We start from the raw sequence: 26,814 nt of genomic DNA, 5'->3' as shown, positions 1-26,814 counted from the left end.
TCGTCAGATCAGCGCCGGAACGCTACCGGCGAGCGCGTTCGAGGGCGTCCCAGAAGCCCCGGCGCAGGGCGTGCCGTACCTCGTCGTGCAGCAGGAAGTCGATCGGCAGGGAGGAGCCCTGCAGGAGCCGGGCCTCAAGGTCGGAGGGCATCCGAGGCTTGCGCGCGAGCACGGCCTCAAGCCACAGGGCCGGGGCGTCCTTGGCCACGGACTCGCCGAAGTCGTATCCCTCCTTGTGCGCGGCCTTCACCGCGTCGGAGAGGGTGGTGGTGCCGTTGCCGCCCACGTTCTGCTGCGGGACGGGCGCGGGCTGCGGCCCGGTGTAGGCGCCCATCTGCCCCGGCCGGTAGGCCGAGGACGCGCTCGTGCCCGCCGAGCCGTACGGCGACTGCGACCCCGTCGAGCCGCCCTGGCCGGACGAGGGGGACGACGGGGAGACCGGGGACGGCTGCTGGGGCTGCGACGGCGCCTGCGGGGCGGGCGGCTCGGTCGAGTAGCCGGGGTAGGTCGGCAGCGCGTGGGCGGCCCGCGAGGGCTGGACGGTGGGCATGGGGCCGGTCTGCGAGGTCCCGGCGGTCAGAGAGACCGCGGGGGCCTGCCCGTTCGCGCCCGACCTGCTGCCGTTGGACAGCGCGGGGGTCTCCGCCGCCCCCGAGGTCACCCCCGAGGTCACTGCTGGGGCCCCGACCGTGACGCCGACCGAGACACTCGACGTCAGGGTGACGTACGGCCTCAGATGGGCGGCGCTGATCTCGATCAGGTCGTCGCACTCCTGGCGGAGCGAGCGTGAGACGGCCCAGCTTCCCTCGGCGGTGATGTGCACGACCGTGACGCGGACCCCGAAGTCCTGGGCGTCGCACAGAACCTGGGCCAGATCCTCGTCACCGCTGACCACGACCGCGTCGCAGACCGCGCCGTTGCGCGCCAGCGTCATCAGGTCACGGTGGACCTGGGCGTCCACGCCCTCGCGGCGCCCGGGACGGATGCGCGACAGGCGAAGCTTGAGACCGGGGAGATCGGCCAGCGCGTCGTGCTCGGGGGTGCGGCGGCCCTCGACGGTGGCCTCGTACCAGTAGCAGCGCAGCAACGGCAGACCGGTGCGTTCCCTGGACAGTTCGTTGAGCAGGGTGAGCAGTCCCGGGTAGTCCCACGAGACCGCCTCCCGGTGCCGGGTGCCGTGCACCGCCATCGCACCGTCGGCCAGCAGGTATCCAGCGTCCACGAAAAGCGCGCAGCGATCCACGCGAAACCGCCCTTCCTTGCGTGGCCCGGCCCTTCCGGCTCACACGCGCCTGAAAGAACCCCTTGAGAGACCAGAACAGGCGGCCCTTTCTCAGGGTAATCAAGCCGCTGATCGTCCGAGGGTGAATCCCGACGATTCGACCCGCGCATGACCGCACGCCGGAGTGTTTACGCAGACCGTACCAGTTTGCCCCGTTTCTGAGGCCCCTCCAGCAGGTGATTCCCCGCCGCGCGAGGCCCTCCGCGGTCACCCTAACCTTGTTGCCATGAGCGATCGTGAGAACCTGCTGACCGAGATCAAGGACAAGGGCGTCGTGCACGGAAAGGTCGTGCTCTCCTCCGGCAAGGAGGCCGACTTCTACGTGGACATGCGCAGGGTGACCCTCGACGGGCACGCGGCGCCGTTGGTCGGCCGGGTCATGCTGGACCTCACGAAGGACCTCGACTACGAGGCCGTCGGCGGCCTGACGCTGGGCGCCGACCCGGTGGCCACGGCCATGCTGCACGCGGCCGCCGCCCAGGGGCGCAGTCTCGACGCCTTCGTCGTCCGCAAGGCGCAGAAGGCGCACGGCATGCAGCGCAGGATCGAGGGGCCGGACGTGGCCGGGCGGCGGGTGCTCGCCGTCGAGGACACCTCGACGACCGGTGGCTCCCCGCTGACGGCGGTCGAGGCGCTGCGCGAGGCGGGCGCGGAGGTCGTCGCGGTCGCCACGATCGTGGACCGGGGCGCGGCCTCGGCGATCGCCGCCGCGGGCCTGCCGTACCTCACCGCCTACACCCTCGGGGACCTCGGGCTGGCCTAGTCGCGGGAGACGGTGAACTCCTGACGCTCCCCCGGGCTGCCCGGGGGGCGTTCCTCCCCGTTCACCAGGACGCTGACGGAGGCCGAGTCGGCCAGCACCACGTCGAGCCTGTCCTCGAAGGAACGGACCTGCTCGCCGTCGTCCATCTCCCGGTTGATCAGCACGTCGCCCCCGGCGACCCTGAGGAAGACCGTGGGACAGCGTTCCCGCACGCATCGCACCAGGACCGTGGGAACCGGTTCCTCGGTCGCCTCGGTGGCGGAGGGCACCGGGGAGGGCGCCTCGGTCGGCGTCGGCGCGGGAGCCCCTCCGGAGAGCGCTCCCGACAGGGACCTGACGCCGATCACGACGAGGGCGATCAGCGCCAGCACCGCGAGAGCCGCGAGGAGAAGGCGCGCGATGCCCATCGGATCAGACCTGTGGCGTCCCACAGGTGGAGAGTAGCGGCAGGCAGCGGGCCCGGGAGGGGCTTTGTCGGACTGAGGCGCGAACGGTCAGAGACCGGGCTCACCAGGCGTGCCGCTCGGCGCGGCCCGGTGGTGCTTACCCTGAGGATTCTGTACGGCCTTGCCCTCCTTGCGGCTCTTCATGACCTCCCGGATGATCGGAATGATCGACAGCAGGATGATCACGAAGGCGCCCGGCAGGATGTACCGGTCGACGTTGGGAACCGCCGAACCGACCACGCGGCCGAAGATCAGCATGCTGTCGGTCCACAGGACGGCGCCGATGCAGTTCCACAGGAAGAACCGCTTGGCGTCCATGCCGAGCGCGCCCGCGACGGGGTTCAGGAACGTCCGCACGATCGGGATGAACCTGGCGATCACCACCGCCCTGGCCGGTCCGAACCGCTGGAAGTAGTATTCGGCCTTCTCCACGTACTCCTTCTTGAAGAGTCTGGAGTCGGGTCGGTCGAACATCTTGCGGCCGTATCTCGCGCCCAGGTGGTGGCCGAGCTGGGCCCCCACGATCGCGCAGAGCGGTGCCACGACGAGCAGCACCGGGAACGACAGCGGTTCGAGGCCGGGTATGGCCTTGGCCGCCTCGGCCGTGCTGAACACCCCCGCCGCCACGAGTAGCGAGTCACCTGGCAGGAAGAAGCCGAGCAGCAGCCCGGTCTCGGCGAAGATGATGCCGAGCACGCCGATGGTGGCGAAGGGGCCGAGCAGGCCGAGCCACCACTTCGGGTCGAGGATGTTATGCAGGAGGTCCATCGGCTCGAAGCCTACCCGGGCAAAGGCCCCCGGATCGAGAGATCTTCACAGGCACAAGTGTTGCCCGGACTGTCCGCGTGGGAAGGAACCCGGAATACTGGCTGAGGGCCTCGCCCCCAGCCGGGCCCCGCGCCAGCAGTTCACCGCCGTCTCTAGGGAGATGACACCGATGCCCATCGCGACTCCAGAGGTCTACGCCGAGATGCTCGACCGGGCCAAGGCCGGCGAGTTCGCCTACCCGGCGATCAACGTGACCTCGTCCCAGACCCTCAACGCCGCGCTCAGAGGGTTCGCCGAGGCGGAGAGCGACGGCATCATCCAGGTTTCGACCGGTGGCGCCGACTTCCTCTCCGGCACGACCATCAAGGACATGGTGACCGGCGCGACCGCGCTCGCCGAGTACGCCAGGGTCGTCGCGGCCAAGTATCCCGTGACGGTCGCCCTGCACACCGACCACTGCCCCAAGGACAAACTCCCCGGTTTCGTACGGCCACTGCTGGACATCTCCCTCGAACGGGTCGCCCGTGGCCAGGATCCGCTGTTCCAGTCCCACATGTGGGACGGCTCCGCCGTACCCCTTGAGGAGAACCTGGAGATCGCGCAGGAGCTGCTGGACAAGACCGCCCGCGCGAAGATCGTCCTTGAGGTGGAGATCGGCGTCGTCGGCGGCGAGGAGGACGGCGTCGTCGGGGAGATCAACGAGAAGCTCTACACCACGCCCGAGGACGCCCTGGCCACCGCCGACGCCCTCGGTCTTGGCGAGCGGGGCCGCTACATGCTGGCGGCGACCTTCGGCAACGTGCACGGCGTCTACAAGCCGGGCCACGTCAAGCTCCGTCCCAGCGTGCTGAAGGAGATCCAGGAGGCCGTCGGCGCGAAGTACGGCCAGGAGAAGCCCTTCGACCTCGTCTTCCACGGCGGCTCCGGCTCGCTGCTTGAGGAGATCCACGAGGCGATCGCGTACGGCGTGATCAAGATGAACATCGACACCGACACGCAGTACGCCTTCACCCGCCCGATCGCCGACCACATCTTCAGGAACTACGACGGCGTGCTCAAGGTCGACGGCGACGTCGGCAACAAGAAGGCCTACGACCCCCGCTCGTACGGCAAGTCCGCCGAGACCGGTATGGCCAACCGCATCGTCGAGGCCTGCCAGCACCTGAAGTCCGCGGGCACCAAGCTCACCTGAGCTCCCGTGTGAGACGGGTTCCCACCGGGAGCCCGTCTCACGTGAGGGCCTCGACCACGGCGACGGCCAGGGCCCGCTGGCCCGCCAGGGACAGGTGCACCCCGTCGTCGAGGAAGGCGTCCGCGTCCAGTGCGGATCCGCCGTCGATCACGGGTTCCGGCTGGGTGGCGAGAAACGCGGCGACGGGGTCGAGGTCGCGGTTGCTCCAGGAGAACCCACCCCGCGTGAACGGCTGGTAGGCCGCCACCCGCTCCTCGTCGACCGGGCTCGGCGCGACCCACACCCAGCGGGCGCCGGTGCGCGCGGTGACGACGTCGCGCAGCGCGCCCAGGGCGCGTTCGGTCTCGGGAAGGCTGACCAGGATCGGCCCCTCGGGGCCGCCGAAGCGCCGCACGTCGTTGGCGCCCAGCATGCACAGCACCCAGTCGGGCCGCTGGAAGGCCACCCCGGGCGAGCCGGACAGGGCCTGGACGCTCGTCTGCCCCGAGATGGCGGTGTTCTCCAGGACGATCCCGTCGGCAGGGCGCCGCAGGGCGAGGAGATGGCGCAGGATCTCGAACCAGGACAGCAGGTCGTCGGTCGTGCTCTCGCCGACGGCCACCACCCGCTGACCGGCCGCAAAGGGCAACCGGTCCACCTTCTCGGCGAACGCGGGATCGTCGAGCAGCTCCGAGGCCGTCTGCCGCACCCGCTCCTCGTGGCCGTGCCGTACCCGCAGATAGGCGTCCGTCTCCAGGCCGAAGAGGGCGGCCACGTGGGCGTCGTCGAGGGCGCCGAGATAGCCGAGGACCTTCTCGGGGTGCTGGAACCTGATGAGCTTTTCGAGCATCACGGGGTCTCCTTGACGCTGTTGCGGGGCCGGGTGCGGGGCAGCAGGAAGCCCGCGGCCACGAGCCAGGCCAGGCCGCAGAAGCGGGCGACGGGCAGCAGCACGGCCAGGCCGGTCAGCGGGATGGCGAGGGTGGTCAGCTCGGCCACCACGGCGATCACCAGCCCGCCCAGCGCGAACGGACGCGGCAGCAGCCTGGCGAGCCATCCCGGTACGGCGACGCCCGCGACGAGCAGTCCCAGGAAGACGACGTGCCCGACGCCGCCGGTGGCGAAGGCGAGGAAGTGCAGCGCGTGGACCACCCCGGTCTCCGCGGCCACCTCGGGACGCGAGAGCGTCCAGCTCACCAGCGCGGAGATCGCCAGCATGGCCGAGGCGAGCGTGCCGCCAGTCAGGGCGATGACGGCGCCGGGCGCGCGGACGCCGAGGTTGCGCAGCCGGGCCGAGGCGGTCGCGGCGTAGATGGCCAGCGGAACGGAGGCGGCGAACTGCAGGAAACCGGTCACCATGACGGCGCTCTGGTTCGCCCGGAAGTAGGCCGGGGCCCCGTCCCCGTAGGGCGAGGGGAAGGTCGTGCCCGCCATGATCGTGCTGACGGCGATCCCGGCCAGGAAGAGCGCGGTGAACACGACGCCGAGGACGCCCAGCGGCGGGCCGCCCCGGCTCACGCGGTCACCCGCCCACCGGTCAGGTCGAGGGTGACGCCGGTCACCCAGGAGGAGGCGTCGGAGACGAGATACAGGACGGCCTGGGCGACGTCCTCGGGAAGCCCGATGCGGCCGAGGGGGTGGGAGGCGGCCAGCCCGTCGAGCTGCTCGTCGGACATGAACCGCCGCATGCGCTCGTTGAGCACGGCCGAGGGCGCCACGCAGTTGACGCGGACGCCGTACTCGCCGACCTCGGCGGCCAGGTGCCTGGTGAACATCACCACCCCGGCCTTGGCGGCGGCGTAGGCGGCGTTCGCCCTGCTGGGGCGGCGTCCCGCCGCCGAGGACATGGTGACGATCGCGCCCCCGCGCCGCTCGACCATGGCGGGCAGGAAGGCGGAGACCGTCAGATAGACCGAGGTCAGGTCGGACTCGACGACCTCGCGCCAGCGGGCGGCCCCGAGCTCCGCCGTCGGCGCGGGCGCCCCTGCGCCGCCCGCGAAGGCGGCGAGGATCTCGACCTGCCCCAGCTCGCTCTCGATCCGCTCGCGCATGGCCGCAACCTGGTCCTCGTCGGTGACGTCGGCGGGTACGGCGAGAGCCGTACCGCCCCGTTCCGTGATGTCGGCGACGACCGCGTCGATCGCCGCCCTATCGCGGCCGTTCACCGCGACCCTCGCGCCGTTGGCCGCCAGGACACGGGAGGTCTCGGCGCCGATCCCCCGTGAGCCGCCGGTCACCAGCGCGACCTTGCCGGTTATGTCGTTCGTCACGCTCTTCTCCGTTCTCTTTACTGAACTATTCATAGCAGAGAACTATTCACTGCGGCTACCATCGCTGCATGACCTCACAGGAGCACGGGAACGGGACGGCGCCGCGGTCCAGGCCCAGGGGCACGGCGTTCCTGCTCGCGCAGGTGGGCGCACACGCCGCGGCGCGCTTCGCCGAGCGGGTCGGCGTCCTGGGCGTCGCCCCCTCGGACGTCGGCCTGCTGCGCATGATCTCCACGCGCCCCGGACGCAGCCAGCAGTCCCTGGCCGAGGAGCTGGGCGTCGTGCCGAGCCGGGTCGTCACGCTGGTCGACGGCCTGGAGCGCAAGGGCCTGGTCGAACGGCGCCGCAACCCCCGGGACCGCCGCAACTACGCCCTGCACCTCACCGAGGAGGGCTCACGGGTGATGGCCGGGATGCGCGAGGTGGGCGCGGCACACGAGGACGACATCTGCGCGGCCCTGGACGAGCCCCAGCGCGAGCAGCTCGCCGCCCTCCTTGAGGCCGTCGCCGTACAACAGGGCCTGACCGAGGGCGTCCACCCGGGCTACCGCCGATGACAAGCCTGGAGAAGTAAGGCACGTCTCAGGCGGCTGATCTTGGCCTGAGCCCGTCCCAGCGGGTAGGACTGTCCCTATGGAATCCGAGAACCTTCTCGCCGGTCCGCCGCCCACCAGGCTGCCGGACCTGCCCGAGGCCAGGCAGGCGCTGGAGTCCGGCGCCCAGGCCTCCGACGTCGCCGCGCGCTTCCCGGCCTACCCCGCCGCCTGGGCCACGCTCGCCGACGAGGCCTTCACGTCCGGACACGCGGTGACCTCCTACGCCTTCGCCAGGACCGGCTATCACCGCGGCCTCGACCAGCTCCGCAGAGCGGGCTGGAAGGGCCACGGTCCCATCCCCTGGGAGCACGAGCCCAACCGCGGTTTCCTGCGCTGCCTGCATGCTCTGGGCCGCGCCGCCCAGGCCATCGGCGAGAAGGACGAGGCGGAGCGGTGCCAGCAGTTCCTGAAGGATTCGAGCCCCGCAGCCGTGGAGGAGTTGAACGCCCGCTGACCCTCACGGAAACGGACAATCCCCATTTCCCACCAGGTCAGGTATTCTCACCTCGCAAGAGCCCCTGTCGCGATTGCGTCAGGGGCTTTGGTTTTTGCGGTTGGAGACTAACGATGCCGGCTGTCGTTCTCGTGGGTGCCCAGTGGGGCGATGAGGGCAAGGGGAAGGCCACCGACCTGCTCGGTGACCAGGTCGACTACGTCGTCAGATATCAGGGTGGCAACAACGCGGGACACACGGTCGTCATCGGCGACCAGAAGTACGCGCTGCACCTGCTGCCGACGGGAGTGCTCTCCCCCAACGTCATCCCGGTGATCGGCAACGGCGTCGTCATCGACCCGGGGGTGCTGCTGAGTGAGATCGACGGCCTCCAGGCCCGTGGCGTCTCCTCGGAGCGCCTGCTGATCTCGGCCAACGCGCATTTGATCATGCCGCACCACAAGGCCCTCGACAAGGTCTCCGAACGCTACCTCGGCAAGGCCAAGATCGGCACGACCGGCCGCGGCATCGGCCCAGCGTACGGCGACAAGATCTACCGCATGGGCGTGCGGGTCCAGGACCTGCTCGACCCGGGCATCCTGCAGCAGAAGATCGAGGTCGCCCTCGGTGAGAAGAACCAGATCCTCACCAAGATCTACAACCGCAGGACCATCGACGCGAACAAGGTCCTCGACGAGTACCTCGGCTATGCCGAACGCCTCAAGCCGCACATCGCCGACACCTCCCTGATCCTGAACAGGGCACTCGACGAGAACAAGGTCGTGCTGCTCGAAGGCGGCCAGGGCAACCTGCTCGACATCGACCACGGCACCTACCCCTTCGTCACCTCCTCCTCCCCGACCAGCGGTGGCGCCTGCTCGGGCTCCGGCATCCCGCCGACCCGCCTGACCGGCGTGATCGGCATCCTCAAGGCCTACACGACCCGCGTCGGCTCCGGTCCCTTCCCGACCGAGCTTGAGGACGAGATGGGCGACTGGCTGCGCACGACCGGCGGGGAGTACGGCGTGACCACCGGCCGCAACCGCCGCTGCGGCTGGTTCGACGCCGTCATCGCCCGCTACGCCAGCCGGATCAACGGCGTCACCGACTTCTTCCTCACCAAGCTGGACGTGCTGTCCGGTCTTGAGCGCATCCCGGTGTGTGTCGCCTACGAGGTGGACGGCGTCCGTCACGACGAGATCCCGATGACACAGACCGACTTCCACCACGCCAAGCCGATCTACGAGGAGTTCCCCGGCTGGCAGGAGGACATCTCCGGCGCCAAGACCTTCGAGGACCTGCCCGCCAACGCCCAGGCCTACGTCAAGGCCCTGGAGAGCATGAGCGGCGCCCGCATCTCCGCCATCGGCGTCGGCCCCGGCCGCACCGAGACCCTGCAGATCCACTCCCTGATCTAGCCCGTACGGCGCGCTTCAGCCTGTGTCCGTACGGCGCGCTTTGCTTGTGCCTGTACGGCGTGCTTTTGCCTGTGTTCGTACGGCGTGCTGACGTGGGGACGGTGTCGCAGAGCACCGTCCCCACGTCGCCGTTTCCCGAGCCTCGCCCCTTCGAGGCTCAGCTTTCCCGGGCCCCGGTGCCGGGAAAGCCAAGCGCCTCAGGCGGGGAGCCGTCGCAGGGCGGCGTCGAGCGTGAGGGTGTCCTCGACCACGACGTCGTCGACCATCCGCCCCCAGCGGAGGGTGACCCACTGCATGGCGACATTGCGGTACGGCGTGCCGTCCCTCAGCGTGCCGACGACCCGCAGACAGACCGCGACCCTGGTGTTCCACGGCCAGCCCCCGGCCACGACGTCCACGAGCTCCAGCCGGACACCGGGCAGTCGCTCGGTGAAGCGGACGAACCACGCCCGGAACGCAGCCCGACCACGCACGTCCGCCCCCAACGCCGTGTCCCCGACGAACCGGAACCGCACATCAGGCGCGGCCATCGCGACCGCCGCCTCGTAGTCGCCCTCGCCCACCTTGCGCCAGGTTCTCCTGACGACAGATCGCACAACAGCGTGATACACGAAAATGGACGCTATCCTGCTGACTTGCTTTAAGCAAGGGACTAAAAATGACCAGAACGGACTTCACCGGCATCGCCTGCTCGATCGCCCGTTCAGCGGCGATCGTCGGCGATCCCTGGATGCTGCTGATCATGCGTGACGTGGCGCTCGGCCTCCACAGGTTCGACGACCTCCAGCGCGACCTCGGCGCCGCCACCAACGTGCTGAGCCAACGGCTCGAACGGCTGGTCGAGGGCGGCCTGCTCCGGCGCGAGCGCTACGCCCAACGCCCCGACCGGTACGGCTACCACCTGACCGAGAAGGGCGCCGACCTGGTGCCCGTCCTGCTCGCGCTGACCGCCTGGGGCGACCGCTGGGAGGCGGGCGAGGACGGCCCACCCCTGATCGTCCGGCACCACACCTGCGGCAACGACACCCATGCCACCGTGACCTGCCACTCCTGCGGCGAAAAACTGACCCCCGACCAGATCACCTACCACCCCGGCCCCGGCGCCCACCCCGGCCGAGGCACCGCCCTGATAGGCACCCTCCTCACCGGTCACCCCGACGAGTGAAGGCCGTCAGACGTTCTTCCTCAGGAAGGCTCGCCAAACGACAAGGGCCGACGCGCCTTCACGGCGCGTCGGCCCTTTACAGTCAGTGCGTCATCACGACGCGGAAGCCCTACCTCAGTGCGCTCGCGGCGATGTCCTGGACGGAGGCGAAGTAACGGGCATGAGTCTTCTTCAGCCCCTCCAGGGACCGGCTTCCCAACACGACGACCTCGACATCGGGGTCGTCCGCGTATCGCGCCTCAGCGGCGAAGCGCCCTCTCAAGGCCGCTCGGCCGTCACGGAACTCTTCCTGTGCAAGAAGCCGCCCTTCACGACGACCGTAGATCAGCAGGTAGTGATTCACGATCCCATCCTCACCTTTGCCTGAAGCACGACGGTAAGAATCAGGGCGTCCCTACAGCCTGACGCTCACTGTGAGGCCAGCGGGGAAGCCTATGCAGCTAGCACGGGGTTACTGTACGGCGGAAGCGGTGTTCGGTACGGGTGTGGATGGGTCACCCAGCCATGTTTCCTGGCGGGCGTCCCCGGTGATGGTCAGGCCGAACTTCTCATATCCCGGTTGACCCTGCTCGCTCCACCACCGATGGGCGGCCTCGACCTCGTCCCACAGGTTGCGTGGACCGCCCTGGAAGACTCGTGAATCCTCACCGAAGAACACCGCCGCCCATGACCGGTCGCCCAGGCCGTACAGCCACATGCCCCGCGTGCCGTCAGCGTTGCGACCGGGGACGCGCACGCAGTCGGGCAGCAGCAGGCTGAGCACGAAGGTGGTGGTGGGGTCGCCCACGATCTTCGAGGCGGTCAGACCGGTGGCGGAGGCCCTGGTGTCGTCCGGCCAGGCGTTGCCGGGGATGTAGTCGGCGGACCTCACCTCAAGCCGATGAGAGCGGATCTGCATGAACCGGGCGAGCCTGGTGAAGTGCCCGCTGGCCGTACCGTCCTCGCCGACGACCAGCCGGGCGATGGCGTCCTGGTAACTGTGACGGGTCCCCCAGGGCACCACGATCACCCCACCGGGCCGGGTCTGCTCGATCCACGCTCGCGGCACCTCCCGCACGGCAGCGGTCACGAGCACCCGGTCGTACGGCGCCCGCCTTGGCCAGCCCAGCAGGCCGTCCCCGACGACGACCTCGGGATGCCAACCAGCGGCGGACAGAGCCTCGCGCGCCCGAACGGCCACCGCCTCGTCCACCTCGACCGAGACGACGTTCGACTCCCCCAGCCGAGCTGACAGCAGAGCCGCGCACCAGCCGGTTCCGGTGCCGACCTCCAGGACCCGCATCCCCTCGTCCACCGACAGGTCGGCGAACATGGTGAACACCAGACTGGGCGCCGAACTGGAACTGGTCCGCTCCTCACCCGGTGCTGTCCCAGTGTGTCGGCCGTCATTCCACTGCGTGGTGATCGGCACATCGGTGTCCGCCCACCGTCGCCACCGCTCGGGCTCCCGCGGCCGGGAGACGACAAGGTCACGCCCATTGTCGAACGGCCACATCACCTCCGGCAGGAACAACTCCCGAGGCGCTGCCTCGAAGGCTTTCATCCACTCAGGGGAGACACCGCAGGCGAGCAGAATCTCGCGCAGTCCCTGCTGGGGTTCTTCGGCCGTCACTTCTGCGCTGGCTTCTCGTGCTTACCCGGAGGGGGATTCGAATCAGGCTCCTGTTTGGTGTCGCCCAACTCGAACGGCTCCAGCGGCGGCAGAGGTTTTCCCTCGTGATCTCCCATGCGTTTTCTCCCTCGTCGAATCCTTGACGTGGAACGCTCACGGTGATCGTACCTTCGCGCTGAGCGACCGGAAGGAGATAATCCGATCACCCGGCTTGCATTACGGGGTGTCGGCGGTGACCTGGCATACGCCGTAGGGGGTGCTTTCTACTTTTTCGCGGGTGACCTTGCCGTCGATGATGATGCGGCATGTCACGGTGCCTTTGTCTCCGGCGTTCTGCACCCACAGATACGTGTGGCCGAGTTCGTCCAGCTTGAGTTCCTTTCGCCATGGCAGGGGAACACCGCTGTCCTGCTTAATGTCGAAGTCCACGCTGCTGGTGATGTTCATCGCGCTGGTGGCCCCGTCGGAACCGACGGCTTCGAGCACCACGGAGTGCGCGCCCACCGCCTTCGAGGAGGCTGAGTCGCCGCGACTGGCCGCGAAGGAGCCGAAGCTGGAGACGGCGCCCGCCATGACGAGGACCCAGTAGAGGATCCACAGGCCGGTCAGCGACCATCCGAGGATGACGCCCGCGAAGGCCATGCCACGGCCGTCGGTGCGGTCACGGCGGATCTGACCCAGGGCGACGTGGCCGAACACGACGGCCAGCAGCGACGTGAACCCGCAGGTGATGAAACCGGTCAGGCCGAGGACCAAGGACGCGATGGCGAGACCGTTGTTCTTGGTCGGCGGCGGCGCGCCGTACAACTGGCCATAGTTCGGCGGGTAGGACACGTCATCTCCTGATCTGCGAGGGATGCGTGTGTGACGGCTGTGCCATGCACCCGGGCTACGTGGTGACCGGATCCGGTCACTACCGGGTGCCGTAGCCGATGGGGAGTGGGGTGCGGAGAGGGGTGGAGGGGTCTTCGGTGGGGAGGGAGGGGTCGCGGTTGGTGAGGGTGGCGAGGGTGAAGTTGGTGGTTATGGCCCAGACGTCGTCGGCGCGGGTCAGGAGGAAGTGGCCGGCGTTGGCCACTTCCAGGCGGCGGACGTTCGTCACCGGCCTGGCCCGTTCGGCGTAGGCGAGAGAGTCCGCCGCGCTGGCGTCGCTGCGGTCGCGGTCACCGTGGACGATGAGGACGCGTCGGCCCGCCAGTTGCTCGACCGGTTCACCCGGGGGAAGCCAGGGGGCGACCCCGGCGACCGCCACCACGTTCGGGTGCCCCGCGGCCCGGAAGGCGGCCCGGCCGCCGAGGGAGTTGCCCACGAGGACCACGGGAACGTCGCCGTGGTCGCGGCGCAGGGTCTCCAGGGCCCACTCGGTGTCGACCAGGGTGCTCGCCTCCGCGCCGTTCCAGCCACGGAAGCGGTAGCGCAGCCGGACCACCGCCACCCCGGCGCCCCGGCCCAGTTCGGCCAGGCGTTTGGCCGGTGCGTTCAGCCCCAGTGCGGCCAGCCTTGAGGGCCTGCCGTGGCCGTTCACCGTACCGCCGTGCAGCAGGAGAGCGATGCCCCGCACCTCCGCCCCCGTCGCGCCGCCGGGCTGTACGAGAAGTTCGGCACTCCTGGTCATTTCATCCCCCTAATTACTGGATTGTCCCTTCGTGATAATTCTTCGATGTCCAGCGGTCGCCGGACAGTGGATTACATCCGCTTCCTCGCATGACGGATGTCATGCCGTACCCCAGACAGGGATCCAGCTCAACAGGCATGGGCTGACAGGGTCCGGTTGTTCGCGTTGGAGCGGTAAACGTGATTTGTGTGGTGGGGGTCATATCTGTGCGCGCGGCGTTCGTCGCGAGGCAAGACGCGGATGTGGAAAGGAATTCATGCTGCCATTACGCGGTGTGACCCAGCAGGAACCGTTCACCCACCCCCAGCTCCCCCAGCCTCCGCTCCGCGCGACGCTGCACCGGCTGGTACGGCGCGCCTACAGCAGGGTCCGGCAGGACGACCTGGGCGCCCTGAGGGTCGCGCTGAGCAATACCGGCGTGGACAACTACGTCAGGTCCGCCGCCGTGCCGGACTACACGAACACGGCGGTCAACGACGCCCTGGAGAAGCTGATCACGGTCTTCGTCGACAAGACCCCGTACGTCGCGCAGGCCGGGAACCGGCAGAACCAGCCCCCGGGCAACGCCGGGCAGGCGGTGCTGAAGACCATGGTGGACGAGGCGACCACCGCCTTCACCCAGATCGCGGCGGGCAACGCCGACGCGCACATCACCGCCGTCTTCAACCTGGCCGACGGCGCCAGGCTCCCGGAGATCAAGCGGACGTTCACCGAGGCCGCCAAGGGGCTCAGACGCCTCCACGACAACCGGCTGATCCTGCTGGACCACCGCGGTGACCTGGACATCCAGGGTGCCGGAGCCGTGTCGTCACCCAGGTCGCTGACCGTCCCCGTCACGTTCGCGGACGCCCGTACCGACGCCCGGGTCCGCATCCTGCTGCACGAGTCCTTCCACATCGCCAGCAAGGACATCGTGGATCACATCTACTTCGGCGCGGCGGGCTTCTCCACGGTCGGCTGGCCGGCCATGAAGACCAACGCCGACCACTACGCCGAGGTGGCCAGGCGCCACGCGGGCCTGACCCTGCCCGCCCCGGCGCCGCTCGCCGTACTCGCCCCGGCCGCCGGTCCGGCCCTGACGCCCGCGCAGGAGCTCAAGGTGAGCCAGGCGCTGACGGAGGCCCAGGAGCGTCTCACCAAGGGCTGGGCCCGGTCGCTGTGGGTGTGGCAGAACATGGGGCTCGTCCAGCGCTACCAGAACTCCTACCTGTGGCTGGGTGAGGCGCCGACGACCGAGTTGCTGGTCCGGCAGCTCATGCTGGAGTCGCAGCAGATCTCGATGACCCTGCACCACGGAACCGGAGGCCGCGCCACCACCCCGCCCGACGTCCCGCCGGTGCTTCCCCTGGTCACCGCCTACGACCTCGCGGTGATGGAGGAGGTCCTGGCCGACCTGCACCGGTTGGTCAGCTGGGGTCAGGCGCAGCAGACCGTGCACGTGCTGGCGGCCGGGACGCCCCTGCCCGCGGGGAACGCGGCCTACCTGTGGGCCGCGGACGTGACGAACGCGGCGACGTCGGTGGGCAACCTCGCCGACCAGTTCGTCACCCAGGCCACCCAGTCGCTCGCCAGCCCTTGGTTGCCGAACGCCCCCGCTCTCAAGACCCTCGTGGACGGCATGCGCGTCCGCTACGACCAGCTCTCAAGCTGAGAACACCCGAAGGGCGTCGGCGCCCCCATGCCCGACGCCCTTCGCGGATCACTCGTTCACGATTCCCGGCAGGGTCAGGTACAGCGCTTTCGGATAGTCGGTCAGCGGGTGGGCCTTCCCGGTGCCGATATCGACCCCGTAGGCATGCGCGCCTTTCTCGTCGTCCACGACGACCGTGAGTTCCGATCCGCTCCGCCAGGGCCCGGTGAACATGACGGGCCGGCCCTCAGGAAGGCCCTGGATGGGCACGTTGCGCAGCTTGCGTCCCGTGCTGACGTCGAGCAGGACGAGGGTGCGCAGCTCCTGGATCCACTTCTTCTCGTCGCGTCTCTCGAAGGCGGCGACCGTACGGCCGTCGGGAGCGAGTTCGCTGAAGCCCATGAACGCGCCGTCGAAACGCACCGGCTTACCTCCACCGGTGACGGGCATCAGCCACAGGTCGGTCTTGAGGTAGCGGACGAGCTCGACGACACCGTCCCGCACCCCGATCGCCTCGTACTTGCCGGGCACCTTGACCGTCTTGCCGGTGCTCACCTCGATCAGCAGCCCGGGATCCTTGCTCCCCTCGCGCGGATCGAAGACCACATACCGACCGTCGTCGGAGAGCACGAGCGTGGAGCCCGGGCCGATGCGTGACTCCTTGACCGTGACGGGGGACGTCGTCTCCGAGCCGCTCACGAGGTCACGCACCACGTGCGCCCGGTCCTTGCGGCTGTAGTAGGCGATCTTGCGCCCGTCCCGGCTGATCGCGACGGGCACGCGACGGTCCTTGGCGGTCATGGCGAGTGCCTGCGGCAGCCGGTAGGTCTCTCCCGCGCCTGTGACCACTCGCCACTCCGCGGCACCGCAGTCGACGCGCCGCTTCTCGTCAACCTTGCAGGGCGTCTCGTACGCGTAGCCGAGCGGCCCCACGTTGCCCTCCGGCAGGTCGGTTATCCCCGGCGCTGCCATCTCCTGGGGCTGGGACGACCTCATGGCGGTCATCACCGTACCCGTCGCCACCACCGTGGCGGCCATGGCGACGGCGGCCATCATGGCGGGCACGCGCCGCCTGCGCCGACGGCCCGCCAGGGCCTGGTCCACCAGAGCGGCCATGTCCACCGCGGGCGCCTCCTCGGCGATGCCGTACAGCGCTCTGCGCAGCCTCGTCACGGTGTCACCTCCTGAAATGTGGAAAGGGAATGTGGCCCGGCCAGTTCGGGCGCGAGTGCGCGCAGGCGGGCCAGCGCGCGATGGGTCTGGCTCTTGACGGTGCCGACCGAGCAGCCGAGCGCCTCGGCCGTCTGCGCCTCGGTGAGGTCCTCCCAGAAACGCAGCACGAGTACGGCACGCTGCTTGCGCGTCAGCCTGGCCAGCACCTGACGCAGCACGATCCGGTCAAGCGTCTCCTCGTCGTGGGAGACACCGTGCTCGGGCGGGGATGCGCTCGGCCACTCCCGCCGCAGCCGACGCCGCCACGAGATGTACTGATTCATCAGCGCCCTGCGCGTGTACGCCTCGGGATTGCCGTCCACGGACAGCCTGGGCCACTGCTTCGCGACGTTGACCAGCGTGCTCTGCAACAGGTCCTCGGCGAGGTGTGCGTCCCCCGTGAGCAGGTACGCGGTCCGCGTCAGCGCCTGCTGGCGAGCGAGCACAAACTCGCGGAAGCCGTCGTGACGATCCAATGTGATCTCCTCTCGCCGGTTCCAAACGCGACCAACCCAGCGAAAGGTTGCAGGACATCTCCGATCCGTACGGCCGGTGCCGTACGACAAGAGGGGCCTCGATCAGGCCGGGCCGAGGAGCGGCTCGCCGGGGCAAGGAGGATACGAGGTCGTGGCACTCGGATTGAAAGAGCCCGCCCCTTTCCGGGCGGGCTCCACTACGGGCGGGCTGGCCTACACGCAGTTGACGTACTCGACCCGGGACGAGTTGTAGGAGCAGGAGTCGACCAGCTTTCCCGAGGGATCGCGCAGGTAGCCGGTGTCCTTGGTCTGGTTCCAGATGTAGGCGAGCGTGCCCCCGCTCCTGCCCCAGTACCGGGTGGTCGAGGTGTCCTTGCCCTTACCGGTCCGCAGGGTCACCGCCTTGCCCGCGCCCAGGGTGAAGGCGCCGAACGTGTAGACGTGGTCGGAGCGGCGCGTCGTGTCGCGGACGGTCCAGCCCTTGAGACTGACCGCTCGCCGGGTCGTGTTCTTGACCTGGATGTACTCACCGTTCAGGCTGCTGTTCGCTCCCGAGTCCGGCGAGCCGGGTGAGTTGTACCAGATACGGGTGATCTGAACGGTCGGAACCGCGGCGGCGTGGACGGGCAGCGCGGGGACGAGGGTGGCGGCGGCCAGCACCGCCGCGAAGGCCAGGGGGAGAGAACGCACCGATCCTCCGGAAGTGCAGTAAAAGGTATCTCTGCCAGCGATCCTCGCACTTCACGCGTCCCTTGGAACAGGAAAACCGGTTCAGACCGGACCCGGTAGGTCCATCCGGGCGAGCTTGGCCGGATCGACGATGGCGGTGATGGCCGTGATCCGGCCCTCGGTGACGGTGAACGCCAGGACGGAGAACGGGGTGCCGTCCTCGCGCCAGGCGATGACGCCGGGCAGGCCGTTGACGAGCACCGCCCGGCTGAGGGCGGTCGTGTCGGCGGCAGGCCGCGCACCGGCCGCGACCTTGGTGGCGCCGAGGACGACGACCACGCCCGTGGGGGTGTCGACGGTCAGCTTCACCTCGGGGTCGAGCAGGCGCAGCAGCTCCTCGAAGTCACCACGGCGAGCTGCCGCCAGAAAGGCCTGGACCACCTCGCGCCGCTCCCGTCCCGCGCCTGCCGGACGCTCGGTCGCCCGCACCTTCCTGCGGGCGCGGCTGGCGAGCATCTTGGCGGCGTCGGTGGACCTGCCGAGGATCTTGCCGATCTCGTCGAACGGCACCGCGAAAAGGTCGTGCAACACGAAGGCCAGCCGCTCGTCAGGCCGGAGCGATTCGAGGACGACGAGAAGCGCCAGCCCGACCGAGTCGGCCAGCACCGCGTCCTCCTCCGGAGCGAGACCCTCATCGAGGGTCACCACGAACTCGGGCAGCCGGTCGTTCAGGAGCACCTCGGTACGGGCCCGGCGCGTTCGCAGGACATCGAGGCTGATCCGGGCGACCACCGTGGTCAGCCAGCCCGCGAGGTTGTCGATGGTCGCCGTGTCCTGGCGGGACAGTCGCAGCCACGCCTCCTGAACCACGTCCTCGGCGTCGGCGTGCGATCCGAGCAGACGATGGGCGACCGCGCGCAACCGGTCGCGCTGGGACTCGAACGCCTCGGCCATCGGGGTGGAGGACATGCCGTTACCTTCCTCGGAACTGCTTCGTCATGGGTGATGACGAGCCAGAACGGGCTTGGGTAACCGACGAGGGAGCAGGAACGATGGAAGCACGTCTGAAGGGTACGGCCAGCCCCGAGCTGTTCGAGGGGATCGCACGGCTGTACAAGGTCATTCACGCCGGAGGTGTCGAAGGGCGTCTGCTGTCGCTGGTCCACCTGCGTGTCAGCCAGATCAACGGGTGCAGCGCGTGCGTCTTCGCCTCGATCACCTCGGCGAAGAAGGCCGGTGAGACCGACGAGCGACTGCACAACGTCGTCGCGTGGCGCGAGACGCCCTTCTTCACCGACGAGGAACGGGCCGCGCTTGCACTGGCCGAGGCCGCCACCCGGATCCAGGACGGCGCCCCCGGCGTGACCGACGAGATCTGGAACACCGCCGCCAACCACTTCACCGGCGAACAACTGAACGCGATCACCATGGAGATCGCCCTGACCAACTTCTTCAACCGAATCAACCACACGATCCGCGAACAGGCCGGCAAAACCTGGTGAACCAACCGGGGCGCCACCCAACGGGTGACGCCCCACCGAAACCCCAGGCCGGACACCCCTGCAAGAAACCGGGTAACCGGAGCTTCCTTGTGTCTGATTGCGAACCCTTCAGGGTGATGAGCGACCTGAGCAGCAACGGGCGCGCCTGGCGCTGCTGCTGGTTGCGAACCCTTCAGGGTGATGAGCGACGCCACTGGATGACCGGCGTGATCAGGCTGATGATCTTGTTGCGAACCCTTCAGGGTGATGAGCGACCCGAGGGTAAAGTCCCAGGTCAGGTAGGGCCGGGCGAGGGTGAGAGGGGCTGATTTTGCAGCAGTCCGGCGGTCGTGCAGAGGTGCAGGTCAGGGCGTTGATCATTTTTGGGTACGGCCCGGCGCACGAAGCTCTGTCCATGATGACGGGCTCAGCCGTCAGAAGTCGAACGTTCCGAGTTCCACGCTGTCTACGAAGGTGTCCCACCCAGAAGTGCTGAAAGTGAGCGCCGGGCCGGAAAGGTTCTTGTTGTCGCGGACGGCGACCAGGCCAGGGAGGTTGGTGGCCACCTCAACACAGTTACCTCCTTCAGCGCTGCTGAGGGAGGACTTGTGGAACGTGGTGCCTGTCAGGTCGGGGGACATGGTTGCTCCTTGCCTTCGTCTGAGGATTCCTGATCCTCACTGTGCGAGCAGTCCCCAGTACGCACAAGACTCCGGCGCCACACCAGCACTGGAGCCTCACGAGTAAGCAATCAGGCGTCGAAGATGCCGGTGTCCACGCATCCATCTCCGTTTGCGCCAGAGGGGCAATGAGCGACTGGCAGGCGTGCCTGATCGTGGGATGTCTCGGATCTACGGTATTTCGTCAATCGCTGTGCCGTAGATCACCTGATACCGGTCCACGGGAATCACAATGTCGGCGGTTTCGACGGGTTGTTCGTCGGCCCAGTAGGTGCGCTCGATGGTGAGGACGATCGAGCCCGGTGCCATCTGGAGGCGAGTCGCCTCGGTGGTCAGCACCATCCTGGCGGATATGGCCTCGGCGGAGTGGGTGATGCGTATGCCGATCGCCATCATGCGTTCGACGACGCCGCGTCCGGCGTAGGGGCCGTCCTCGGGCAGGACGATGGGTGTTCCCTTGGTCAGGGCGAAGGGTTCCCAGCTTGTGGAGAGCATCACCGGTTCGTCGTCGGCGGTGAACACGTAGTCGGTTCTGATGGAGTCCGGGCCGTTGTCGGTCTCGGCGAGCAGCAATCTTTGCCGTACGGCGGGCGGCGCGGTCTCGGTGCGGCTGCTGTACTGCCAGCCGCCGTTCACTCCTTGGGCTTTCATCTCGGCGGCGAAGGGACTGCCGCCGCGTAGAGAGCGATGCCAGGAGCGGACGAGTTTCCGGAGGGTGGGGCGTTCCCGGACGAACGTTCCTGCTCCCGGACGTGCGATGGCGTGTCCCTCGACGACCAGTGTCCGGATGACCTTCCGCGCGACACCGTCAGAAACCTCGAACTGTCGGGCGATTTCTGTCTGTGATGGAAGGGCGGCTCCGGGGGCCAGTTCGCCGTTGACGATCTGCTGGCGGAGCTGGTCCGCAATCGCGAGGTACAAGGCGCCTGACTGATCCACGATTCCAGCTTGACAGCAGGCTATCTTGCTCAGCAAGCTGGGTACCCCGAAGGACAGCAGGGTATCTAGGAGAGTCGGTGTATGAAGCCACGATTCCCGCCCGGCCAGAGATGGTGGAGACCGTCCAGAATTGGGCGCGCAACCTTGCTCTAGCCGCTCATCTCAATCTCGCCGACGCGGTTCAACAGGTGGCCGCAGCCCTTACCGAAGATGCGGTTCGGCGAAATCAGCCCACAGCGACCGTGACCGTACAGATGACACTTTGGGAAACCGGACTGCGCCTCGAAGTACGGGACCCCGGAGAGAACGACCAGGTCGAAAGCGAAGGTGTCGCAGTCGTATCCCGACTCGCACGCGCATTCGGCACAAGCAAAAACAGGTCTGGTCACCTGGCCTGGGCTGAGATCGGCACAGAACCCGACACGCACTGACCGGTCAAAACGAACTCGCCACAGTCAAAACGGACCTGCCCGACGGTTGCGACGTCGGGACAGGTCCTTGATCAGGAAGGCATCTCCTGACGTGAGCAAGAGTAGTGCTCCGGGCTCCGGCCTGGACACGCCAACCCAGGACGGCTGCGGCTGCTTCGCCGACGCCATACCCCTGCCGATGGGATGCGCCCGCTGCGGCCATTCCCCCTACGCCCATGGTTGTTCGCAGCAGGACGGGCACGAGTACGTGCAGCCGTCCGGGCTGTTGATGAACGCCCGCCTCCAGGCCCGCCGAGAGTACGGCCCGCAGATCCTTCCCGCGCCTCGGCCTCCGGTGGAGGTCGCGCCGGGCGAGGTGGTTCCGCTGGTGCCCGCCCAGCGGCGGCCCGCTCCCGAGCCGGACCCCGAGCCGGAGTCGCCCGCAGTGGCTCCGGCCGCGAACGTCCAGCCGGGCCTTCTGCCAGTGCCCGTTGACGACCCGGTTGCCGTCTCGGCCCCGGAACCCGTCGCGATGCCGGTCCGGCCTTCACGGCCCCCTGTCCCCGGCGCTCCCCGATCGGGGATCTCCTGGGCCAGGCTGCGTCGATCCGGTCTGTCCCGGCCTGGTTTCCGCAGGAGCGCGGTACGGCCCGCGACCGGCAGGCCGCCTCGACGCGAAGGCCACTGCCGCGTTCCCCGCGCTCGCCCGGCTGTGCCGTACGGCGCGCACCTTTCTCTTTGTTCTCCCGTAGGGCAGGCCCGTCTGGCGATCACCCTGGCCAGGCATGCCTCTGATCGGATCACGGAGGTCCAGATCATGCACAACACCCCCGCCCCCACCCCGGCGATCCCGGGCTGGCGGTTGATCGTCAGCGACACCGGCCGGTACTGGGCCATCCGCAACCGCGCCTTCCCGCGTGTGGCGTTGCGGGCCGGGGTGGAACCGGCCGTGGACGCCGACACCTTCGAGGAGGTCCAGGCCGCTGTCGCCGAGCAGGAGGAGAAGGCCCGTGCCGCCGTCGCCGCCGCCGAGAAGACCGCCGTGGCCGCTGCCGAGACGACGGGGCCGGTCTCGTGACGGGACGGCATCGCGACGGCCAGCCGTACGCCTCGGTGTATCAGCGGGTCTGGGACGGGCCCGCACGGGCCGAGGCCGAGCGGCTCGACCAGACCTGGGCGGACTGGACCGTGCTCTACAGCCTGGGCAAGCGGAGCTTCTACGCCGTGGCCTCCTGGGACGGCCCGCAGGTCGTGGTAGTCGAGGACGCCACGTCGGAGGGGTTGGAGGAGCGGATGCAGGAGGCGGAGATGGTCCGAATGCTCCAGACCACACCGCCCCGGGGCGAGGAGAAGCGTCTGTCGGCTGAGCCGAGTGACCGGGACACACCGGGGACGCGGGATCGGGGCCCGGCCAGGCGGCGGCGTTCGTCGCCGGGCGGGAGGGCGGCATGATGCCCTCGCTCAAGGCGACTCATCCCCAGGCCGGTGTCGCAGACCGAACCTGCGACACCCTGCAAACGGCCCACCCGGGCTGGCTGGTCTTCCACAACCCGCAGTCCGGCCTGTGGAGCGCCTACCGCCACGCCCTGTCCGGCAGGCCCACCCCCGGCGCCGTGCTGCTGGTACGCGCCGACTCGGCCGAAGAGCTGGACCGCAAGCTGACCGCCCAGACACCCGCTCAGACACCCGCTCAAGTGTCCGTCCAGGCGCCCAGGCAGGTGTCCGCTCGCCTGAGCGCTCAGGCATCCCCGCTGGTGCCGCCGAGCATCCGGGCCGTCGCCGCCGCCCGCGCTCTCCAAGCCCGAACCGCCCATGCCGTTCGAGCCGGGTGGGCCGGTCAGCGACCTGTCGGCCTGCGCAGACTTCTGCGCTCCTAAAAGCCGGTACGGCGGGCAGTGGGTGGGACCTCATCCCACCCACTGCCCGCCGTACCCCCCAAGCGTGCGGCTCAGGTTGGAGGGCCTGAGCCGCACCCTTCGCAAGGTGGCTCCCACGCACGCCGGGACATGACAGGGCGTGCTGGGGAAGGGGGAGCCGCCTCGCGCACCGGTCCCGTGTCCCCACACGCGGGACCGGTCCCCTCTACCGGGTGCCCGGCCCCTGCTCCCCGGCTCGGGGCCGGGCACCCCCACCCTCTCCCCACAAGAACACCCGCTCCATTCCCGTGAGAACTCCCCTACCGGGTGCCCGGCCCGTGCTCCCCGGCTCGGGACCGGGCACCCCCCGCCTGAACCGGCGAGATCTCCCCGCGTGAGGCGGGTTTCCTGTCCGCCCTCCGAAGCGAGACGACGATGACCGATGACGAGTACGAACGACGCGTGATCGACGTGCTCACCAGCACCCACCCCGGCTGGTACTACCAACAACGCGACCTCCCCGGCCTACCCCGATGGTGGGCCACCCGCTATTACCCGCTGCGCCCCGACCAGCGGAAGGCCGGAGCCCGCGACGTGCTGGGCCGTACCACCCTGCACGGGTTGGTCAGGGCGCTGGCCCGCCACGACAAGATCCTCCACGACCTCCGCTACTGAAGGAGCCCCCTCATGCCCCCGAGCAAGGCCGTCACCCCCGACGGCACCTTCACCACCGGCCCAGAAACCACCGACCGACTCCTCACCCCCGGAGAAGTCGCCCACATCTTCGGCGTCGACCCCAAAACCGTCAACCGGTGGTCCCTCACCGGAAAGATCCCCTCCCTCAAGACCCCCAGCGGGCAGCGCCGCTACCGGCAGAGCGACGTCAACGCGATCATCAACGGCTAGAGACCCAGCCACATGATGCGGAGGCCGACGTTGCCTTCGGTGGGGTGGCGGAAGGCGCCGGGGGCGATGCCGAGGGTGACGAACCCCAGGCTCTCGTAGAGGTGGATCGCGCTTCTGTTGCTGTCCGCGACGGCGTTGAACTGGATCGCCGCGAACCCCTCCCGCCGCGCCCAGGCGATCATGTCGGTGACGAGGGCGCGGCCCACGCCCAGGCCGCGTGTCTGTCCGGCGACCATCAGGCTTCCCGAGGCGATGTGGTCGCCGGGGCCGGGCCGGTTGGCGTACATGTTGGCGGTGCCGAGCACCAGGTCGCCGTCGGCCGCGACGACAACCCTGGCCGGGGCGGGCAGGAGCCACATCCGCCTGGCGTCGTCCTCGCTCATGGCGGGGTCGTAGGTGAAGGTGTCCCGCGCGGTGACGACGTCGTGGACGATGGGCCAGATCCGGGCCCAGTCGTCCTCGCGGGCTTCGCGGATCGTGAAGGCCGGGTGGGACCCACCACCGGTGGCGGGCGTGACACGTGAACTCATCCCCCCAGCCTGCTCCATGGGCGTCGCCTTGGTTGTCCGTGGGTGAGGGCTTTGCGGGCCGTACGGGGTGGCGAGGTTGACGTGCGGTGGAAACAAGGCGCGAGCCGCGCTGTGGAATCGGTGGCCGGGGTCGGTAGGGTCCCTGTGTGCATGCCGAGATCCATGGCCATCGGGGAGCCCGCGGCCTCCGGCCAGAGAACACGTTGCCCGGGCTCGCCCACGCCCTGGAGCTGGGCGTCGACGCGATTGAGTTCGACGTCGCGCTGACGGCCGACCGGCGCCTGGTGCTGACCCACGACCTGACCGTGTCGGCGGTGACCAGCGCCGACCGCTACGCCGCCTTTCCCGGCGACCCGATGTTCCCCTACGTGGGCAGGCCCGTCGGCGCGCTGACGCTGGCGCAGCTACGCACCCTCGACTGCGGTGTACGGCTGCCGCGCACTCCTGACGACCGGTTCGCCGCCACCCAGGTTCCGGTTCCCGACACCCGCATGCCGACGCTGGGTTCTGTGCTGGCCCTGGTCAACGTCTACGGGGCCGACGGGGTGCGGCTGCACGTGGAGCTGAAGTCCGACCCGACGCGGCCTGACCTGAGCGCCGACCCGCGTGAGCTGACCGAGCTGGTCCTCGCCGAGCTCGACCTGCACGGCAGGCTCGGTGGGGCAGCGATCCTCAGCTTCGACTGGCGGATTCTTGGCGCCGCCCGTTCGCTGGCCCCGGCGACGCCGCGTTACGCGCTGGTGGAGCGGGCGACGATGGACCCGGCGTGGTTCGGCGGGCTCGATGTCGACGACTTCGACGGTGACCTGCCGGCCGTGGCGCTCGCGGCGGGCGGCACGGTGCTCTCGCCCGACCACGTGCTGGTCGACGAGGAGCTGGCGGCCGGGGCGGCGCGGGCCGGGCTGCCGCTGGTCGTCTGGACCGTCAACGACCCGGCCAGGGCGGCCAGGATGCTCGACCTGGGGGCCGCCGGGATCGTCACCGACTATCCCGACCGGATGCGCGCGCTGTGGGCCGAGCGGGGCCTGCCGTTGGCCGCCCCGCTCTCCCCGATGCGCGCACCGGTCGGTTGAGAGTCACAGCCAGCCGTTGCGGCGGAACCCCCGGTAGAGCAGCGTGCAGGTGATGGCCATGACGCCGATCACGAGCGGGTAGCCGAAGAAGGAATCAAGCTCGGGCATGTGCTTGAAGTTCATGCCGTAGATCCCGGCGATCATCGTGGGGACGGCCATGATGGCGACCCACGAGGAGATCTTGCGCATGTCCTCGTTGGCGAGGGCGTTCGAGCGGGCCAGGGCGGCCTGCAGGACCGAGTTGCACAGTTCGTTGGACGACTCGACCTGCTCACAGACGCGGGCGAGGTGGTCGACGACGTCACGGAAGTACTCGCGCATCTCCGAGGGGATCATCCGGCGCTGGGCGAGTGTGGCGAGCGGCGACTGCAGCGGCATGACCGACCGCTTCATCTCGATCATCTCGCGCTTGAGGTTGTAGATCCGGCCGATGTCGCGGGCGCTGACGTCGGCGAAGACCATGGCCTCGACGTCCTCAAGCTCGGTCTGCATGAGATCGGCCACGTTGAGGTACTTGTCCACGACGTGGTCGGCGATGGCGTGCAGCACGCCGGTCGGGCCCCGGTTGAGGAGCTTGGGCTTGTCCTCAAGGCGCTCGCGCACCTCGGTCAGCGGGCAGTGCGTGCCGTGCCGTACGGTGACCACGAAGTCGGGGCCGACGAAGGCCATGATCTCGCCGGTGCCGATGATCTCGCTGGTCGCGGTGAGCACGTCGTGGTCGAGGTAGGCGACGGTCTTGAGGACCACGAACAACGAGTCGCCGTAGCGCTCGACCTTCGGACGCTGATGAGCCTTGACGGCGTCCTCGACGGCGAGGGGGTGCAGGGCGAAGACCTCTGCAAGCCACTCGACCTCGGGGGCGTCGGGTTCGTGCAGGCCGACCCAGACGAAGGCGTTGGCCTTCTCCTCGGCGGCGTTGCGCTCGCGGACGAGTTCGAGGGCGTCGACGATGCCCAGGGCGTGGATCTTCTTGCCGTCGACGTAGGCGGCGTACTCGACGAGCGAGTCGCTCGGCGGGACACACTGGGCGTTCGTACGGCCGGCCGCCGAGAGGTCGGGACGCGGGGTACGAACAGCACGCACGTGCTTGATGCGGGGGAAAAGAAGTGAAGAGCGCATGTCAGGCCTTCCCGCCCGAACCGGCGCTGATCGCACGCGACGTCGTGTCACCTCAACTCAAAAAAGAGAATGCGTGCGCAGCCGGTCGGACACCGGTGTGAAGTGGTTCGAGAGTGCGCACAGCACGTGTGCGCGAGCACGTACTGCTGGGATCGCCAGAGGTCATCCCCGACCACCTCCAATCAGCATCAGACACGCCAAAGCCGCCCAAACTTAGCACATACCGGGGGGCGGACTCCCAGGATACCCTCGCTCACAAGGGGCGATCATGCGGAACTCCACGAAATTCACGCC

The 26,814-nt window shown here is 68.9% G+C and carries 34 protein-coding genes; 15 read left to right on the top strand and 19 right to left on the bottom strand.

Annotated features, from left to right (window positions below; genetic code table 11):
- Nucleotides 1–22 precede the first annotated feature (22 nt).
- Entirely contained in the window at nucleotides 23–1,243 is a 1,221-nt protein-coding gene (locus tag FHS44_RS00360; RefSeq protein WP_184711836.1) for an NYN domain-containing protein, read from the bottom strand.
- A 265-nt stretch (nucleotides 1,244–1,508) separates the two neighbouring features.
- Here FHS44_RS00360 and pyrE point away from each other — a divergent pair, with 265 nt between their 5' ends.
- The gene (gene pyrE, locus FHS44_RS00355; protein ID WP_184711835.1) at nucleotides 1,509–2,045 is read left to right on the top strand and encodes an orotate phosphoribosyltransferase; all 537 of its coding nucleotides are present in this window, start codon (nucleotides 1,509–1,511) and stop codon (nucleotides 2,043–2,045) included.
- On the opposite strand, the gene FHS44_RS00350 is transcribed toward pyrE, so the two are convergent.
- A complete protein-coding gene (locus FHS44_RS00350) occupies nucleotides 2,042–2,452 on the bottom strand; it encodes a hypothetical protein (protein WP_184711834.1) in 411 nt (136 codons plus the stop codon). The two genes, pyrE and FHS44_RS00350, sit on opposite strands and share 4 nt — an antisense overlap.
- A gap of 87 nt (nucleotides 2,453–2,539) precedes the next feature.
- Complete coding sequence (locus FHS44_RS00345; protein ID WP_184711833.1) at nucleotides 2,540–3,259, bottom strand: DedA family protein; 720 nt, start codon at nucleotides 3,257–3,259, stop codon at nucleotides 2,540–2,542.
- Nucleotides 3,260–3,428: 169 nt separating this feature from the next.
- Here FHS44_RS00345 and fbaA point away from each other — a divergent pair, with 169 nt between their 5' ends.
- A complete protein-coding gene (fbaA, locus tag FHS44_RS00340; protein ID WP_184711832.1) occupies nucleotides 3,429–4,451 on the top strand; it encodes a class II fructose-bisphosphate aldolase in 1,023 nt (340 codons plus the stop codon).
- Between the two features lie 37 nt (nucleotides 4,452–4,488).
- Here fbaA and FHS44_RS00335 read toward each other — a convergent pair whose 3' ends face one another.
- The 3 genes from FHS44_RS00335 to FHS44_RS00325 are packed head-to-tail and all read right to left on the bottom strand — an operon-like array spanning nucleotide 4,489 to nucleotide 6,700.
- A complete protein-coding gene (locus tag FHS44_RS00335) occupies nucleotides 4,489–5,280 on the bottom strand; it encodes an SGNH/GDSL hydrolase family protein (RefSeq protein WP_184711831.1) in 792 nt (263 codons plus the stop codon).
- A complete protein-coding gene (locus FHS44_RS00330) occupies nucleotides 5,280–5,948 on the bottom strand; it encodes a hypothetical protein (RefSeq protein WP_184711830.1) in 669 nt (222 codons plus the stop codon). The genes FHS44_RS00335 and FHS44_RS00330 overlap by 1 nt, the downstream gene beginning before the upstream one ends.
- Nucleotides 5,945–6,700 carry an SDR family NAD(P)-dependent oxidoreductase gene (locus FHS44_RS00325; protein ID WP_312863475.1) on the bottom strand — a complete coding sequence of 252 codons (756 nt, stop codon included), beginning with the start codon at nucleotides 6,698–6,700 and terminating at the stop codon, nucleotides 5,945–5,947. The genes FHS44_RS00330 and FHS44_RS00325 overlap by 4 nt, the downstream gene beginning before the upstream one ends.
- A gap of 68 nt (nucleotides 6,701–6,768) precedes the next feature.
- Between FHS44_RS00325 and FHS44_RS00320 the strand changes: the two genes are divergently transcribed.
- The 3 genes from FHS44_RS00320 to FHS44_RS00310 all read left to right on the top strand — a co-directional run bounded on the left by FHS44_RS00320 (nucleotide 6,769) and on the right by FHS44_RS00310 (nucleotide 9,147).
- Nucleotides 6,769–7,257 (top strand): MarR family winged helix-turn-helix transcriptional regulator, encoded by a 489-nt coding sequence (locus FHS44_RS00320; RefSeq protein ID WP_184711828.1) that lies wholly within the window; start codon nucleotides 6,769–6,771, stop codon nucleotides 7,255–7,257.
- A gap of 76 nt (nucleotides 7,258–7,333) precedes the next feature.
- Nucleotides 7,334–7,750: a DUF3151 domain-containing protein gene (locus tag FHS44_RS00315; RefSeq protein ID WP_184711827.1), complete on the top strand. Its 417-nt coding sequence runs from the start codon at nucleotides 7,334–7,336 to the stop codon at nucleotides 7,748–7,750.
- A gap of 113 nt (nucleotides 7,751–7,863) precedes the next feature.
- On the top strand, nucleotides 7,864–9,147 hold the full coding sequence (locus tag FHS44_RS00310; protein WP_184711826.1) for an adenylosuccinate synthase: 1,284 nt from the start codon (nucleotides 7,864–7,866) through the stop codon (nucleotides 9,145–9,147).
- A 197-nt stretch (nucleotides 9,148–9,344) separates the two neighbouring features.
- Here the strand turns inward: FHS44_RS00310 and FHS44_RS00305 are convergent, their stop codons facing one another.
- Nucleotides 9,345–9,743 carry a nuclear transport factor 2 family protein gene (locus FHS44_RS00305; protein ID WP_184711825.1) on the bottom strand — a complete coding sequence of 133 codons (399 nt, stop codon included), beginning with the start codon at nucleotides 9,741–9,743 and terminating at the stop codon, nucleotides 9,345–9,347.
- Between the two features lie 62 nt (nucleotides 9,744–9,805).
- On the opposite strand from FHS44_RS00305, the gene FHS44_RS00300 reads away from it, so the two are divergent.
- The gene (locus tag FHS44_RS00300; RefSeq protein WP_184711824.1) at nucleotides 9,806–10,312 is read left to right on the top strand and encodes a winged helix-turn-helix transcriptional regulator; all 507 of its coding nucleotides are present in this window, start codon (nucleotides 9,806–9,808) and stop codon (nucleotides 10,310–10,312) included.
- Nucleotides 10,313–10,421: 109 nt separating this feature from the next.
- Here FHS44_RS00300 and FHS44_RS00295 read toward each other — a convergent pair whose 3' ends face one another.
- The 4 genes from FHS44_RS00295 to FHS44_RS00280 all read right to left on the bottom strand — a co-directional run bounded on the left by FHS44_RS00295 (nucleotide 10,422) and on the right by FHS44_RS00280 (nucleotide 13,539).
- A complete protein-coding gene (locus FHS44_RS00295; protein ID WP_184711823.1) occupies nucleotides 10,422–10,655 on the bottom strand; it encodes a hypothetical protein in 234 nt (77 codons plus the stop codon).
- A 108-nt stretch (nucleotides 10,656–10,763) separates the two neighbouring features.
- A complete protein-coding gene (locus tag FHS44_RS00290) occupies nucleotides 10,764–11,924 on the bottom strand; it encodes a methyltransferase domain-containing protein (RefSeq protein ID WP_221460268.1) in 1,161 nt (386 codons plus the stop codon).
- Between the two features lie 216 nt (nucleotides 11,925–12,140).
- On the bottom strand, nucleotides 12,141–12,758 hold the full coding sequence (locus FHS44_RS00285) for an MmpS family transport accessory protein (protein ID WP_184711822.1): 618 nt from the start codon (nucleotides 12,756–12,758) through the stop codon (nucleotides 12,141–12,143).
- A 79-nt stretch (nucleotides 12,759–12,837) separates the two neighbouring features.
- Nucleotides 12,838–13,539 carry an alpha/beta hydrolase gene (locus tag FHS44_RS00280; protein ID WP_184711821.1) on the bottom strand — a complete coding sequence of 234 codons (702 nt, stop codon included), beginning with the start codon at nucleotides 13,537–13,539 and terminating at the stop codon, nucleotides 12,838–12,840.
- A gap of 256 nt (nucleotides 13,540–13,795) precedes the next feature.
- Here FHS44_RS00280 and FHS44_RS00275 point away from each other — a divergent pair, with 256 nt between their 5' ends.
- On the top strand, nucleotides 13,796–15,190 hold the full coding sequence (locus FHS44_RS00275) for a hypothetical protein (protein WP_184711820.1): 1,395 nt from the start codon (nucleotides 13,796–13,798) through the stop codon (nucleotides 15,188–15,190).
- A gap of 48 nt (nucleotides 15,191–15,238) precedes the next feature.
- On the opposite strand, the gene FHS44_RS00270 is transcribed toward FHS44_RS00275, so the two are convergent.
- The 4 genes from FHS44_RS00270 to FHS44_RS00255 all read right to left on the bottom strand — a co-directional run bounded on the left by FHS44_RS00270 (nucleotide 15,239) and on the right by FHS44_RS00255 (nucleotide 18,495).
- On the bottom strand, nucleotides 15,239–16,342 hold the full coding sequence (locus FHS44_RS00270; RefSeq protein WP_184711819.1) for a hypothetical protein: 1,104 nt from the start codon (nucleotides 16,340–16,342) through the stop codon (nucleotides 15,239–15,241).
- A complete protein-coding gene (locus FHS44_RS00265; RefSeq protein ID WP_184711818.1) occupies nucleotides 16,339–16,857 on the bottom strand; it encodes a SigE family RNA polymerase sigma factor in 519 nt (172 codons plus the stop codon). The genes FHS44_RS00270 and FHS44_RS00265 overlap by 4 nt, the downstream gene beginning before the upstream one ends.
- A 213-nt stretch (nucleotides 16,858–17,070) precedes the next feature.
- Nucleotides 17,071–17,547 (bottom strand): lamin tail domain-containing protein, encoded by a 477-nt coding sequence (locus FHS44_RS00260; RefSeq protein WP_184711817.1) that lies wholly within the window; start codon nucleotides 17,545–17,547, stop codon nucleotides 17,071–17,073.
- A gap of 81 nt (nucleotides 17,548–17,628) precedes the next feature.
- Nucleotides 17,629–18,495 (bottom strand): sigma-70 family RNA polymerase sigma factor, encoded by an 867-nt coding sequence (locus FHS44_RS00255; RefSeq protein ID WP_184711816.1) that lies wholly within the window; start codon nucleotides 18,493–18,495, stop codon nucleotides 17,629–17,631.
- Nucleotides 18,496–18,578: 83 nt separating this feature from the next.
- Between FHS44_RS00255 and FHS44_RS00250 the strand changes: the two genes are divergently transcribed.
- The gene (locus tag FHS44_RS00250; RefSeq protein WP_184711815.1) at nucleotides 18,579–19,028 is read left to right on the top strand and encodes a carboxymuconolactone decarboxylase family protein; all 450 of its coding nucleotides are present in this window, start codon (nucleotides 18,579–18,581) and stop codon (nucleotides 19,026–19,028) included.
- Nucleotides 19,029–19,441: 413 nt separating this feature from the next.
- Here the strand turns inward: FHS44_RS00250 and FHS44_RS00245 are convergent, their stop codons facing one another.
- On the bottom strand, nucleotides 19,442–19,648 hold the full coding sequence (locus tag FHS44_RS00245) for a DUF397 domain-containing protein (protein WP_184711814.1): 207 nt from the start codon (nucleotides 19,646–19,648) through the stop codon (nucleotides 19,442–19,444).
- A 210-nt stretch (nucleotides 19,649–19,858) separates the two neighbouring features.
- A complete protein-coding gene (locus tag FHS44_RS00240; RefSeq protein WP_312863472.1) occupies nucleotides 19,859–20,626 on the bottom strand; it encodes a GntR family transcriptional regulator in 768 nt (255 codons plus the stop codon).
- Nucleotides 20,627–20,703: 77 nt separating this feature from the next.
- Between FHS44_RS00240 and FHS44_RS00235 the strand changes: the two genes are divergently transcribed.
- The 6 genes from FHS44_RS00235 to FHS44_RS00210 all read left to right on the top strand — a co-directional run bounded on the left by FHS44_RS00235 (nucleotide 20,704) and on the right by FHS44_RS00210 (nucleotide 23,798).
- A complete protein-coding gene (locus FHS44_RS00235; RefSeq protein WP_184711813.1) occupies nucleotides 20,704–21,057 on the top strand; it encodes a hypothetical protein in 354 nt (117 codons plus the stop codon).
- Between the two features lie 91 nt (nucleotides 21,058–21,148).
- Nucleotides 21,149–22,114 carry a hypothetical protein gene (locus FHS44_RS00230; RefSeq protein ID WP_184711812.1) on the top strand — a complete coding sequence of 322 codons (966 nt, stop codon included), beginning with the start codon at nucleotides 21,149–21,151 and terminating at the stop codon, nucleotides 22,112–22,114.
- Entirely contained in the window at nucleotides 22,111–22,488 is a 378-nt protein-coding gene (locus FHS44_RS00225; RefSeq protein ID WP_184711811.1) for a hypothetical protein, read from the top strand. Before FHS44_RS00230 ends, FHS44_RS00225 begins: the two co-directional genes overlap by 4 nt.
- Nucleotides 22,485–22,913: a hypothetical protein gene (locus tag FHS44_RS00220; RefSeq protein ID WP_184711810.1), complete on the top strand. Its 429-nt coding sequence runs from the start codon at nucleotides 22,485–22,487 to the stop codon at nucleotides 22,911–22,913. Before FHS44_RS00225 ends, FHS44_RS00220 begins: the two co-directional genes overlap by 4 nt.
- Before the next feature lie 414 nt (nucleotides 22,914–23,327).
- On the top strand, nucleotides 23,328–23,567 hold the full coding sequence (locus tag FHS44_RS00215; RefSeq protein WP_184711809.1) for a hypothetical protein: 240 nt from the start codon (nucleotides 23,328–23,330) through the stop codon (nucleotides 23,565–23,567).
- A gap of 12 nt (nucleotides 23,568–23,579) precedes the next feature.
- Complete coding sequence (locus tag FHS44_RS00210) at nucleotides 23,580–23,798, top strand: helix-turn-helix domain-containing protein (RefSeq protein WP_184711808.1); 219 nt, start codon at nucleotides 23,580–23,582, stop codon at nucleotides 23,796–23,798.
- Here the strand turns inward: FHS44_RS00210 and FHS44_RS00205 are convergent.
- Nucleotides 23,795–24,328, bottom strand: a complete 534-nt coding sequence (locus FHS44_RS00205) for a GNAT family N-acetyltransferase (RefSeq protein ID WP_184711807.1) — start codon at nucleotides 24,326–24,328, stop codon at nucleotides 23,795–23,797. The genes FHS44_RS00210 and FHS44_RS00205 overlap by 4 nt on opposite strands.
- Before the next feature lie 146 nt (nucleotides 24,329–24,474).
- On the opposite strand from FHS44_RS00205, the gene FHS44_RS00200 reads away from it, so the two are divergent.
- Nucleotides 24,475–25,401, top strand: coding sequence for a glycerophosphodiester phosphodiesterase family protein (locus FHS44_RS00200; RefSeq protein WP_184711806.1), 927 nt, complete (start codon nucleotides 24,475–24,477; stop codon nucleotides 25,399–25,401).
- Nucleotides 25,402–25,404: 3 nt separating this feature from the next.
- Here FHS44_RS00200 and corA read toward each other — a convergent pair whose 3' ends face one another.
- On the bottom strand, nucleotides 25,405–26,484 hold the full coding sequence (gene corA / locus FHS44_RS00195) for a magnesium/cobalt transporter CorA (RefSeq protein ID WP_312863470.1): 1,080 nt from the start codon (nucleotides 26,482–26,484) through the stop codon (nucleotides 25,405–25,407).
- Nucleotides 26,485–26,814: the final 330 nt, after the last annotated feature.

The organism is Streptosporangium saharense (assembly GCF_014203715.1).
Taxonomy (GTDB): Bacteria; Actinomycetota; Actinomycetes; order Streptosporangiales; family Streptosporangiaceae; genus Streptosporangium; species Streptosporangium saharense.
Note: the sequence above shows the minus strand (reverse complement) of the source record. Positions and strands in the feature narration are given on the sequence as shown.